A 13,117-nucleotide genomic window follows, 5' to 3' on the forward strand; every position below is an offset into this window, starting at 1 on the left:
ATGATGTTTGGACGTATATCGATCATCCTCACGGCAATGGCGGCGCTTCTGCTGGGCGGCTGCGCGACGCCGCAACCACGCAGCATCTGGTCGGCTGAACAGCTTGCGGTGCTGAAGGAAGAGAATTTCGTCCAGACGGGGCGCGGTTGGGAGTTCACGGTCGATGACCGGCTGTTGTTCGCCACCGACGAAAGCCAGCCTAGTGCCGGCCAGACGGAAATCATCGGACGGATTGCCAAGCGATTGCTTTCGGTCGGCATTCAGCACGCCGAAGTCGAGGGCCATACCGACAAGACCGGCACCACTGAGTATAACGACCAGCTCTCAAAGCGCCGCGCGGACGCCGTGGCGGCATTGCTGACGACCAATGGATTTGTCGCCGAAAATGTTCGCGCCACCGGTCTCGGCGAGCGTTTTCCTATCGAGACCAACGCGTCCGCTACTGGTCGTCGCGAAAATCGCCGGGTGGTGATCCTGATCACCAGTCCGTGATCGACCGCCTCACGACGGACAAACGAAAAGGGCCGGGATCGCTCCCGACCCTTTTGTATTGGTGCCGATGGTTCAGAGACCGACGATCCCGCCATCATCGCGGGTGATGACGATCGTCGCTGAGCGCGGCCGCGATCCGGTTGCCGATGCTCCCGATTGATTGGCCGGCCAATTGCTGCTCGCACTTGCAGCGCTGCCATTTTCGCCGGGATGCTGGATATTGACGAACAGCGATTTGCCGTCCGGCGTCGAATGGATGCCGGTAATCTCGCATTCCTTCGGCCCGACCAGGAAGCGTTTCAGCGTCGCGCCCGGCGCCTTGCCGATCCGCGTCGCCTGAGTGCCGCTCGCCCCGCCGATCGTGTTGGTCACACTACGCGTGCCACCGTCGTTCAGTGTGCCCGGGATCGCCGCCAGCAGCATGCAGTTGGTCTGGTCGGTAAAGGCGCCGTCGTCGGTCTCGATCCACATAATCGGCGTGGTCTGGCCAGTGATGTTGCTCGGCAGTCCGAACCACAGGCCATCGGGCGAGGAGAAGTCGTTGGTCGCATCCAGACCTGAAAGGTTGATATTGGTCGGATCGAGATCGCTCCCTGCGCCAAAGGCATAGATGTCCCAGGCAAAGCTGGTCGCCTCGGACGTGTCACCGCTCTCGCGCAGCCGGATGATATGGCCATTGGCGTTGCCGTTGGTTTGCCCTCCCGTGCTCTTTGGATCGGTATAGGCACGCGGATTGGCGGCATCGGTGTTGCCGGTGTTGCGCGAACTGTTGTTGGTCAGCGTGCAGTACATCTCGCCGGTCGCCGGATTGACCGCAGTCCATTCCGGCCGATCCATCCGCGTCGCGCCCAGCACATCGCCGGCCAGGCGTGCGTTGATCAGCACATCGGCCTGGCTGGAAAAGGCATAAGCCGGATTGCCCGCGGTCAACGGTCCCGTGCCGAACACCAAAGGCAGCCATTGGCCGCTACCATCGGCGTTGAACTTGGCGACATAGAGCGTGCCCGCATCGAGATATTTGTCACCGATCGCCAGCCGATCGGTTGCGGTGGCGTCGGCCGCTGACCAGACGGCGGTCGAGACGAATTTATAGATATACTCGTTCTGCGCATCGTCCCCCATGTAGAAGGCGGGGCGAACGCCCGCGACGGTGCGGCCGATCTGACAGCCCTCATGGTTCATGCGACCCAGCGCAGTGCGCTTGCGCGGCGTCGAAGCCGCATCGAATGGGTCGATCTCGACGATCCAGCCGAACTGGAACGCTTCGTGTCGAAAATCGCCGGTGCCATCGGCGGGCAGGCCAGCGCGCGCGGTGATGTTCCAGCGCGCATAGATGGTGCTGGCAGTATCTGCCGGTACCACCGTCGCCCAGCCATAATTGCCCGCGCGACCTTCGGAAATACCATAGCGCGCAAGGCTGACATTGCCCTTGGCCCCTGCCCCGCCGCGTGCCGCGGCATCGCCCGTCTCACGCTTGAAATACCCGGCCCAATTCTCCTCGGCGGTCAGGTAGGTGTTCCAAGGCATGGTGCCGTTGGCGCAATTGTTGATCGTGCCGCGCCCGCTCGTCCCGTCGTTCGAGAACAGCGTCTTCAGCGCGGCGTCACCACGCACCGGCCCATTGAAACGCATTTGCGTCAGCGGCGTGACGCGGCGATTGAGCGCAGAACTGGCGCTATAGGACCAGGTGGTGCCCGCACGGCTCACCTCGACCACGGACACGCCATGGCATTCCATTTCCTTGAGCGCCTCGGCCTCGGGACGGATGCCACCGGGCGAGGTCGGACCGCCGGCATGGAGATAGGCCGGGGTGATATTCTCATGGTTCATCGCCAGCACGCCGCGGCTGTTGCTGGTCGGATCAGGCGCGCCCCCAGATGCGGCAAGGCCGAAATAGCTCATCCCGTCATGATGATCGCCGGCACGGCGCGAGAACATCGTGTCGCTACCGTCGTTCGCATAGGCGCCAGCGCCGGACAGGATCGGATCCCCGAGGCGGTACAGCACCGTGACGCTGTAACCGGTCGGCACGGCAACGATGTCGGCCAGGCTCTTGGGCGTGGCGACAAAGCCGAGTTGTGCGGGACTGACCGTGACGGTGGCATCGGCGGTGGTCGAGACGTTGCTCGCATTGGTGCCGGTGAAACGGAACACCAGGGGCGTCGCAGCCCCGACGCTTGGTGCGACGAAGGTAGCAGTGGTCGCGTTGACCACCGTCAGCGTGACAGGCGGGCCGCTGACCTGAGTCCAACTGCTCGACAGCGCGGTCCCGGTCACAGTGCCGGTCAGCGTGATCGTTTTGCCCGAGGTCGTGGCAATGCTGCCGCCGGCCGATACCGTCACGGGAGGCGCCATGCCCGGATCGCTCGATCCGCATGCCGAGAGCATTGCGCCGCCGAACACGGCAACAGTCGCGGCCGAGATGCCGCCGAGCAGCGCCTGGCGGCGGGAGTAGCGCGAATCGACCAGTTCGTTCAGATGCGGTGACGCGTTGCTGAAATTGGTATCGATATCGCCATCGCTATAGACGGTCATGGTGTCGGTCATGGCTTCCCCCTTGAATCGCCTGCTGGCGTCGGGGCCGCTTTGTCGGCCTAACCTGTCATCAGCGTTGCGGGACCGCGTCGTTACCAAGACACTTGGATAACAAATTTGCGACAGCCATTGCGGTTCATCATGGAATTTGACTTTTCCGCACATCTCGCTAACAGCGCCCGCTCTCCCGGCACGAGTCCGCTCGTACCGGGATACCGTCCGAGACAGTAGGTGCCGGCTTCCGGCTTAATCTCCTACCGAGACGGGGAATGGAATTTCAACCGTGCCGGGTTCGCCCCGCGCCGGTTCGCCTGCCGCTCCCGAGCGGCCGGTTCCCATGCCCCCATCGACGGACAACCCGGAGGCCCGGGTTAGTCGAGCCTCCGGTCTTAACCGGCCCGCATGTTTGCGCATGTGGGTCAGATACGTGGAGAATGGCATGGATCGCGCTCAAAAGACCGAGCTCGTCGCCGAGCTGAACCGCACCTTTTCCGAGGTTGGCGTGGTGGTTGTCACCCGCAATCTCGGCCTCACCGTCGCGCAATCGACGCAGCTGAGGAACAAGATGCGCGACGCCGGCGCGACCTATAAGGTCTCGAAGAACAAGCTTGCCAAGATCGCGCTCGATGGCACCGACTATCTCTCGCTGGGCGAATTGCTCACCGGGCCGGTAGGCCTTGCCACCTCGATCGACCCCGTCGCAGCCGCCAAGGTGGCTGTCGAATTCGCGAAGACGAACGACAAGTTCGAAATCGTTGGTGGGGCGATGGGTGCGACTGCCCTCGACGTCGACGGCGTTAAGGCGCTCGCAACGCTGCCCTCGCTGGATGAACTGCGTGCCAAGATTGTTGGTCTCCTCGTTGCCCCGGCAACGAAGCTGGCGACGATCACGCAGGCTCCCGCGGCGCAGATCGCGCGCGTTCTTTCCGCCTACGCGGAGAAGGAAGCGGCCTGATTTTCAGGCGTTTTTTCGAGACTCAATTGTTGAACTGAACCGATGGGGCAAAAGCCCCGAACTGGAGAATACACATGGCAGACCTGAACGCGCTGGTTGACCAGCTGAGCGAACTGACCGTCCTTGAAGCAGCCGAACTGTCGAAGCTGCTCGAAGAGAAGTGGGGCGTTTCGGCCGCAGCAGCGGTTGCAGCACCGGCAGCTGGTGGCGGCGGCGCAGCTGCTCCGGCAGCAGAAGAGAAGACCGAATTCGACGTCATCCTGACCGGCGACGGTGGCAAGAAGATCAACGTCATCAAGGAAGTCCGTGCGATCACCGCGCTCGGCCTGACCGAAGCCAAGACGCTGGTCGAGTCGGCTCCCAAGGCGGTCAAGGAAGGCGTGTCGAAGGACGAAGCCGAGAAGATCAAGAAGCAGCTGGAAGAAGCCGGCGCGACTGTCGAGATCAAGTAAGCCGCAGCGGGAGAGACGGTTTGGCGGCAACGCTAAACCGCACTCCCGCAAGGCCGACGGCCCTTTGGCCAACCGACGGGCATGGGCTTTGCTCATGTCGGCCAGCGACAAGAAAAGGGCGGCTCCTGCCAAGGGGCCGCCCTTTTTCTATGTCGATGATGGTGTGGAAGATATCGGAAGCGCCACGTTCGGCATGCAGCGCATGGATCCCAAAGCAGACAGTTTCACGATCGGTTTTCGCTTCGCAAAATAAAGTTGCGGTGAGATACACAAGGTTTCGTGCGGCGAATTGTCTCAGGCATGATGGACGACGAAAAGCTCAAGGCCTGGTTCTTTCGCGAGATATTTCCCCAGGAAGCTGCCTTGACCCGCTTCATCCGGCGCAACTGGCGCAACGAGTCGGATATCGCGGACATCCGGCAGGAGATTTATGCGCGGATCTATAGTGCCGCACAGACGGGGCTACCGCTTCAGCCGAAACCCTTTCTATTCACCGCCGCGCGCAACCATCTGATCAACCTGGCGAAGCGAAGCCGCATCGTATCGATCGATCTCGTCGCAGATCTCGAGGCTCTGGTTGTCGAGGTGGATGTCATGACACCGGAAAGGCACGCGACCGCTCGTGACGAACTTCGACAGGTGCAGGCCGGCCTTGATCAGCTTCCGCCGCGATGCCGAGAAATCGTGAGAATGCGCAGGATCGACGGGCTTTCCACCCGCAAGGTCGCCGAACAATTGAAGATCGCACCGAATACGGTCGACCAACAGATGGTCCATGGCATGCGCGCGCTGGTCGATTTCATGCTGGGCGGCGCGGGCAAGGTCCGTCGATCGGCGCACAAAGCCCCCGATGCCGGGGAGGCCGAGGCATGAGCAACGCTGTCCGAACAGAGGAAATAGCTGTACGATGGCTTCTTCGCCGTTCAGAGGACGGCTGGAGTCATGCCGACCAGCAAGCCCTCGACGCCTGGCTGGAGGAATCGGCCGAGCACAAGGTCGCCTATTGGCGACTGGAAATGGGATGGAGGGCAGTAGGGCGGATGGCGGCGTTGCGTTCGCCGCCATCGCCTGCCGCAGCGAATGATCGCAATGCGATACGACGCTGGTGGCCTGCAGCGGCGACAGCTTCGGCAGCACTGTTGCTCGCACCCGTGATCTGGCGCGCGACCCAGAGCACGGCAGCACGCCCGACGCTCTATGCAACCGCCGTCGGCGGTCATGAGGATGTGCCGCTCGCCGACGGCACCAGGATCGAACTCAACACCAGGACGCAATTGCGCGCCAGCATTGCCTACGACCGGCGGCAGGTCTGGCTCGACCGGGGTGAAGCGTATTTCGACGTGGCGCATGATGTGCGGCGGCCTTTTGTCATCAATGCCGGGCCGAAACGTATCACCGTCCTTGGCACCAAATTCTCCGTCCGGCGTGATGGGGATCAGGTCGAGGTCGCCGTGGTGGAGGGCAGAGTCCGTGTCGAAGATGTTGAGCAGCCGGTGCGGTCAGCCAAATCAACCTCCGTGCTGACGCGCGGCGACATGATCATAGGACAAGGGGGGTCCACCATAGCCGCGCCCCGGTCGATCGACGCGGTGGACGCCGATCTCGCCTGGCGTGACGGAAAGTTGAACTTCGACCAGATCACACTTGCCGACGCGGCCAATGAATTCAACCGCTACAATATCAAGCAACTGGAGATTGTCGGCGATACCCGCTCGATACGGATCGGCGGCAGTTTCGAGGCAAGGAATATCGAAGTGTTCGCCCAGTTGTTACATCGGACCTACGACCTGAAAGTCGACAATCGCGGCGATACGATCTCGATTTCCCAATAGGCATGTTACAGATTCAGGCCAGCGCATTGTCCCAGCCTTCAACAAGCCGATAAGGCAATTGGAGGGGGAATATGGTTCAGTCGAATTTGCTCGGCCTGGGTGTGGCCGTCAGCGTATTGGTTGCGACGTCACCGGCCTATGGCCAGACCCGGCAGTTCGATATTCCCGCCGGGGGCCTAAAGGCCGCGCTCAAGACCTATATCCGACAATCGGGAGTCCAGTTGATCTATCGGGCGGACGATGTCCGCGACAAATCGACGCGCGGCGTCAAGGGAGTCTTACCGGCGACGAACGCGCTCGATCAACTCCTTGCGGGGACAGGGCTGGCCGCGACACGCGATGCGGGGGGCGCCGTGATGCTGGGGAAAAGCGCTGCAAGCGCCGCGCCGCAGCGTGACAGCGGGGATACCGACGATCTCACGAAGGACATCATCGTGACGGCACAAAAGCGGGTGGAGCGCGTGCAGGACGTGCCGATCGCGACCTCAGTGTTCAGCGCCAAATCGCTCGATGAACAGAAGATCGAAGGCGGGGCCGAATTGCTGCGCGGCGTGCCCAACATGAACTTCTCCAAGGGCAATTTCAGCATGTACAACATCGCCATCCGGGGGATCGGGACCAAGGCCGTGTCGGCCTCGTCCGATCCGGCGGTGGCGGTGGCGTTCAACAATACGCCGCTGATCCGCAACCGGCTGTTCGAATCCGAATTCTTCGACATGGAACGAGTCGAGGTGCTGCGCGGGCCCCAAGGGACGCTTTATGGCCGCAACGCCACCGCCGGTGTGGTCAACCTCATCCCCGCACTGCCCGGCCGCGAGTTCGACGGCCTGCTCAAGGCGGAGGTCGGCAATTACAACTCGACCCGTCTGTCGGGGATGATCAACCTGCCGATCACCGGCACACTCGCCATTCGCGGCGCCGGGGCAATGACAAGACGCGACGGCTATGACTTCAACATCTTCACCCAGAAGCGAGTCAATGACCGCAAATTATGGTCGACTCGCGGATCGGTCGCGTGGGAACCGAGCAGCCAGTTCAAGGCCAGCGCGATCTGGCAGCACTTCGAGGAGAACGACAATCGGTCGCGCACGGGCAAACAGCTTTGCGCGCGCGATCCAGGGGTAACCGGCGTCGGCGGCGCCAGAGTGCCGGACGGAACGCAGGTGGATCCGTTCGGCAATGTGGAACTGGATTTGCGCGGACGCCTCAGTCAGGGCTGCTCGCCCGTCTCCCTCTATGACGACAAATCCTATGGCGCGCCCAATGGCGACAGCATGGTGTACAGCTTTCTGGCTACCCAGATAGGATTGGGTTTCCTCCCGCCGCAGCCCGGCGATATTTTCTTGAAGAACATACCGGTGGTTAAGGTGGGTGACCCTTATGCGGATGTCGTGCAATCCCGTAATTTACGCGAGATAGCGACCAGCTACGATCCGATTTTTCGCGCCAAGAACGACGTCTTCCAGTTCAATATGGAATTCGAGGCGACCGACAGGCTGAAGCTGGTGTCGCAAACCGCCTATGCTCGCGACGGGTATTATTCGTCGCAGGACTACAACCGCTTTGTCGCCGCGCCGAAGTTCAACGATTCCACCCAATCACAAGTCGATATCACCCGAAACCCGATCGACACCATCGCCGATCCGGGGCCCACGCCGGGCGGCCGCTTCTGCGATCAGCAACTGGGCTGTTCGGACCGGATGGTTTCGGCCGATCTCAGCCGCTCGCGCAATCGTCAATGGACACAGGAGTTACGCCTGCAATCGGATTTCGCCGGACCGATCAATTTCAACGTCGGCGCGAATTATCTCGATTTCAAAACACAAGACGATTACTACGTATTCAACAATTACTACACTCTACTTGCACAATATTTCTACAATAGGAAGTTTCTTACCAACAGCACGGAGCCATGCCCTCTAGGCTATGAAGGTCGCGAATGCATTTACACAGACCCAAATCCAATAGGAAAGCTTAACGATCAAGGGCATAATTATTTTCTGAGTCGAAATCGCGTGAGGACGAAATCGACGGCGTTCTTCGGTGAACTTTACTGGAAGGCCGCCAGCAACGTGAAGATCACCGCCGGCTTACGCTATACGATCGACCGCAAAATATCATCGCAGATACCCAGCCAGACGTTGCTCGGCGGCGGAACGGATGCTTCCTTTCCCGGCGGCATTACCGGCGGCCGGGTCAATAGCGGCTATCCCGCGCTGCCCGACATCCATCAGAAATGGGGTGCGCTAACGGGGCGGCTGGTGGTCGACTGGAAGCCGAATCTCTCCTTCACCGACGATACCCTGATCTATGCCTCGTCCGCACGAGGTTATAAGGGAGGAGGGACCAACCCGCCGCGCGTCGATTTCAATCCGGCCGTCGTGCAATTTCAGTCGCTGCCGCAGACGTTCGCGCCCGAATATGTCAACGCCTTCGAAATCGGCACCAAGAACAGCATCGCGGGCGGCAGGTTCACGCTCAACGCCACCGGCTTCTTCAACGATTACAAGAATTACCAGGTCTCGCAGATCGTCGACAGAATCTCGCTGAACGAGAATTTCGGAGCGACCACCTGGGGCCTTGAACTGGAGACGGCATGGCGCCCGTCGCGCGCATTCCGGATCGACGCCAATCTCGGCTATCTGCGCACGCGCCTGAAGAAAGGCGCACAATCGATCGACGTGATGAACCGGACCCAGGGGAATCCCGACTGGATGGTGGTTCGTCCCTGGCTGCAAACGCCGTCCAATTGCATCGCGCCCCGCGCGTTGGTCGAGAAGATATTGGCCAACCCGATCGGACTCGAGCTTAATGGGCTTGCCGCTTTGTGTCCGGGGGCGTCGCGGATCGGTGGCTATAATCCCGACCCCAATGTGCCACAGGGGCAACTCCCCTATTATTTGTTCTACAACTTCACCTATAATCCCTTCGCGGCATATAATCCCGCCACCGTGGGCCTTAATATCGATCAGGGCGGCAGCGGGGCACCCAATGGTGGCCGTGGTTTCTATGCGAACCTGGAGGGAAATGAACTGCCCAATTCGCCGCACCTCACCTTCAATATCGGCGCGCAATACAGCGTCTTCCTGGATGACTGGAATCTGACCTTTCGCGGCGATTATTATCGCCAGTCGAAGAGTTATGCGCGAATCTACAATACCGCATATGACCGGTTGAAGGGGTGGGATAACGTCAACCTCGCTGTGACGCTGGCCCGGTCCCAGTCGGACCTGACGTTTCAGCTTTACGTCAAGAATGTTTTCAACGGCGCACCGATTACCGATTCCTTCACCAACAGCGATGACGGCGGGTTGACCACCAATGTCTTCACGCTCGATCCACGCATTATCGGGTTCAGCGTGGCGAAGAAATTCTAGAATCTGGTCCGGCAAGACAGCACCAGCCAGCGTTGCGTCGATTGACATGATCCGCAGCCCCCCGGGCACCCTGCGGATCATGTCGAAGGCATGGCCGACCCGCTCAACATCGACCAACGCAGCGCCTCAGCGCCGCTGAATCGCCATCGCTAACCGCCGGGTCGGCTAGCGCTCGATGGCCAGGGTGTGCGGACGCTGGCTCACGCCGTCGAACATGCGCGGGCCGGTGTCGACGCGGAACGGTCCCATCTTCGCATCGGGACCACGGTCGATGCCGATGATGAAGGCCGCTGCGGTCTGGCCGCTGCCGCCATGCGCTTCGCCCGGTTCCCAATGATAGAGTGCGTTGACCGCCATCACCGGCACATAAAAGGCCTTGCCCTGCACGCTCAGGATGCTGAGCAATTCCTGCGGCAGCATCGCCATGCCGCCGAGCGACACGTCCGCGCCCGGCGCGAGATCGAAGGGCGCGACCGGCGGTTTGTCGATCGGCGAAGCGAACAATGCGGTCAGTACCGCATCCTGATCCGCACTGGCGCTGAGCAGGCGGATGTCGAGCCGGACACCGCGTGCCGACGCCTCGCCGGTGTTGCGAACCTCAAGCTCATAGTCGACGGCCGCACTGGTCAGATTCGTGCCGGCACGTACCGGGCGCAGCGTCAACTCGATCCGGGCGCGCGGGCCAACCGCCACCGGCGCCGGCGGTGGCCGCAGGAACGAGGGTGGTCGCGGCACATCCGCTGGTGGCGATAGCGGTGCGGGCTCGCGTTCGGGTGCCGGCTGCGGCGGCTCGGGAGGCCGAACGACCGGCGGCACGATCGGCTGAATCGGCTCGCTCAGCGGCTCAGGTTTCGGCTCCGGTCGCGGCTCCGGCGTGGCGGTCGGCGGGAAAGCATGGGCCAGCCCCCCGTCATCGGCCAGCACCTCGATCTCGATCTCGCGCTCCTCGGGCGAGTTACGGCGACGAACGAAGAAGACCGCAAGCCAGCCAAGACCGGCCAGCAGGATCACTGCGATCCCACCCAGGATAAACCAACGCACATTCCCTGCGGATGGCTCGACATAAGCGACAGGAGCGGGTGTCGGTGTCGCGACCGGAGTCGGTGCGACCGGGGAAGCCGCGACGGGAGGAGTCGTTACTGGCGGCGGAGCAACGGCCACGGGAGCTTGCACGACAGGCGCCGGAGCCGTGGCGGGCGCCTCGACCCGCGGCGTTGGTGCGGCTTGCGGAGTCTGCGGAATCGCCCGGGGCGTCGGTATCGTGCGCGGCGTTGGCGTCGCCCGAGGCGCTGGCGCCGCGCGCGAAATCGGCGCTGCACGCGGCGTCGGCGTTGCGACAGGGCGTGGCGGCGGCACCGTGCGCGCGATCGGCGGCGGCGCGGTGCGCGGCGAGGCTGCGGGGGTTGGCGTCGACTGCGGTGGTGGCGCACGATCGCCCGGAAGACGAAAGCCTTCGAGCCCTGGGATCAGCGTCGGTGCTGGTGCCGGTCTCTGGCTATCCTGAGCCTGGGCAGCGGTCGCTGTCAGAAACAATGGCAGAGCGAAAAGGCGTAGCCGCGTTGCGATAAATGTCGTCATGATCCCCACGGGTGCGCCTTAACCGAGTATTTCCGAATGCCATACGACCGCCGCGGCGATCGCGGCAAGGCGTGGGGCAAAGGCGGTGAATGCCGCATATGACAGAACCCGCCCCTCCCGAAGGAGAAGCGGGCCCGTCGTGACGAAACGATCAGGACTCAGGCGTGCTCGGGAACGCCGTGCAGCCGTGCTTCGATATTGTCGCTCATTTGCTGACGATGGATCGCGATCGGACGCATCTCCCCACTGCCGTCATTGGTGCCATCGTCATTCATGCCGATCGTGAATGAGGCGCTCGTATGGCCCTCGCTGCCATCGGCCAGGCGATAACGGGCATTCGCGACCACGAACGGCACGAAACTCTTCGCTTCTTCGCCAAGAACCTCCTTGGACAACGACAGGGTGGCGTCAACGCGCGTCCCCTCGCCCGGCTTGATCGTGACGGGCGAGACTTCGCCCTCCCCGGTCCGATCAAGCAACAGGCGCTCCATCTCGGCTTCGTTGCCGAACTCGGTCGCGAACATGAAGGTCGAGATACGGACGTCCTCGGCGGCGATCGCGCCGGAATTACCAACGGTCAGCTCGATTTCGACCAACGCGTCGTCGGCATTGCTGCCGGCACGAACCGGGCGCATCGAGAATTCGAGCCATGGGCGATCCGCATGCGCGCTACCCGCGGTGAGCGCGGCGACGTCCTCCGCCTCCGGTTCGGCCAGTTCGGCCTCGACCGTAACGGCATCCGCCACCTTATCAGCCGTGGCGGCGGCGACCGGCGTGGCAGCCAGCGGCGCCACGCGCACGAACTGCGGCTCGGGCGACATCACCGGCCCGGCGCGAGCCGGTTCGATCCGGGCGGGCGCCGCTTCAGCAACAGGCTCGACATATTCTTCTTCATAATAAACGTCTTCGGCAGCGCGACGACGACGGCGCAGCAGCAGTGCACCCAATAGGGCGAGCACGGCGAGGCCGGCGACCACCCACGGCCAGACCGGGGCGACCTCTGTGGTCGTCGTCGTGGTTGCATTGGCAGTATCGGCAACGGGTACGGCAGCCTCGGGCGCCGGTGCGGGCGCAGCGGCAACGACGGGTGCTTCGGCAACCGGCGTGACCTCGGGAGTCGTCACGGGTGGCGTGGTTGCCGGCACGGCCACGGCGGCAGGCGCGGGTGCGGCAGCGACCGGCGCAGCGCGCTGCGGTGCGGGCGTTCGGGTGACCGTGCGTGTCTGGCGAACGGCGCGTGTCGTCCGGCGCGTGACAGGAGCAGCCTCCGTTTCCGCGGCGGGCTCGACAGCGACCGGCTCAGGCGCCGTCGCCTGGGCGACGGGCGGAGTCGCCGCTACCGGCGCCGGCGGCGCTGCGGTGATCGTCGGAACGACCGGCGGCGGCGCGACCGTCTGCACCGGCGGAGCGGTCTGCACCTCCTGCGCAACGGCAGGTGCCGCGAGCAGCACCAGGGTTGGGACAAGCGCGGCGAACGCGCGGCGATGCGGTGGGGGCATGATTTTCATAACGGGGACTCAATGAAGGGAACCCGGATTCTGGCCCATGAGAACATCATAATTGCGTTGAATGGGTTATTGCAGCCGATGAAATGACTATTTCGACATCAGAACGACCAGCAAAAAGCATGATTGTTCCGTTCGTGCAATGAATATTCTTATTGCATTATTGCATTGCACCATGAACTAGTTCGCCAGCAACAGAGATCAAACACTGATACTGATGTCAGTTATTTCGATCGCGCCTTCTAGACCTTAATCCCAAATCGCCATTATTTGTGCCCCGGGTGTCCCCGACATTTGAGGGGCAATGGCCGCCGCCCCGCGTTGACAGGATCCAACACGGTTCCTATATGGCCAACTTCACCACAGACCTCGGGAAATGATGTGCCGTCGC

Annotated in this window: 10 protein-coding genes; 7 read left to right on the forward strand and 3 right to left on the reverse strand. The window is 62.2% G+C overall.

All coding sequences use genetic code 11. The features are described 5' to 3' along the window. Entirely contained in the window at window positions 1–492 is a 492-nt protein-coding gene (locus OO12_RS01035) for an OmpA family protein (protein ID WP_052215380.1), read from the forward strand. Between the two features lie 72 nt (window positions 493–564). Here OO12_RS01035 and OO12_RS01040 read toward each other — a convergent pair whose 3' ends face one another. Then, entirely contained in the window at window positions 565–3,039 is a 2,475-nt protein-coding gene (locus OO12_RS01040) for a PhoX family protein (RefSeq protein ID WP_034156743.1), read from the reverse strand. A 427-nt stretch (window positions 3,040–3,466) separates the two neighbouring features. Between OO12_RS01040 and rplJ the strand changes: the two genes are divergently transcribed. The 6 genes from rplJ (at window position 3,467) to OO12_RS01065 (ending at window position 9,643) form a co-directional block, all read left to right on the forward strand. Continuing rightward, window positions 3,467–3,982, forward strand: a complete 516-nt coding sequence (gene rplJ, locus OO12_RS01045) for a 50S ribosomal protein L10 (protein WP_034156744.1) — start codon at window positions 3,467–3,469, stop codon at window positions 3,980–3,982. 74 nt (window positions 3,983–4,056) lie between these two features. Continuing rightward, window positions 4,057–4,434, forward strand: coding sequence for a 50S ribosomal protein L7/L12 (rplL, locus tag OO12_RS01050; protein WP_034156745.1), 378 nt, complete (start codon window positions 4,057–4,059; stop codon window positions 4,432–4,434). A gap of 94 nt (window positions 4,435–4,528) precedes the next feature. Further along, complete coding sequence (locus tag OO12_RS28385; protein ID WP_160296700.1) at window positions 4,529–4,687, forward strand: hypothetical protein; 159 nt, start codon at window positions 4,529–4,531, stop codon at window positions 4,685–4,687. Window positions 4,688–4,734: 47 nt separating this feature from the next. Beyond that, window positions 4,735–5,307: an RNA polymerase sigma factor gene (locus OO12_RS01055; RefSeq protein ID WP_052215381.1), complete on the forward strand. Its 573-nt coding sequence runs from the start codon at window positions 4,735–4,737 to the stop codon at window positions 5,305–5,307. After that, window positions 5,304–6,266, forward strand: coding sequence for a FecR family protein (locus OO12_RS01060; protein WP_034156746.1), 963 nt, complete (start codon window positions 5,304–5,306; stop codon window positions 6,264–6,266). The genes OO12_RS01055 and OO12_RS01060 overlap by 4 nt, the downstream gene beginning before the upstream one ends. A 71-nt stretch (window positions 6,267–6,337) precedes the next feature. Next, window positions 6,338–9,643, forward strand: a complete 3,306-nt coding sequence (locus OO12_RS01065) for a TonB-dependent receptor domain-containing protein (RefSeq protein ID WP_034156747.1) — start codon at window positions 6,338–6,340, stop codon at window positions 9,641–9,643. Between the two features lie 165 nt (window positions 9,644–9,808). On the opposite strand, the gene OO12_RS28990 is transcribed toward OO12_RS01065, so the two are convergent. Beyond that, window positions 9,809–10,684 (reverse strand): hypothetical protein, encoded by an 876-nt coding sequence (locus OO12_RS28990; protein WP_235364632.1) that lies wholly within the window; start codon window positions 10,682–10,684, stop codon window positions 9,809–9,811. 695 nt (window positions 10,685–11,379) lie between these two features. Continuing rightward, the gene (locus OO12_RS26620; RefSeq protein WP_235364633.1) at window positions 11,380–12,720 is read right to left on the reverse strand and encodes a hypothetical protein; all 1,341 of its coding nucleotides are present in this window, start codon (window positions 12,718–12,720) and stop codon (window positions 11,380–11,382) included. Between the last annotated feature and the right edge of the window lie 397 nt (window positions 12,721–13,117).

The organism is Sphingomonas sp. ERG5 (genome assembly GCF_000803065.1).
In the GTDB taxonomy this organism is placed as follows: Bacteria; Pseudomonadota; Alphaproteobacteria; order Sphingomonadales; family Sphingomonadaceae; genus Sphingomonas.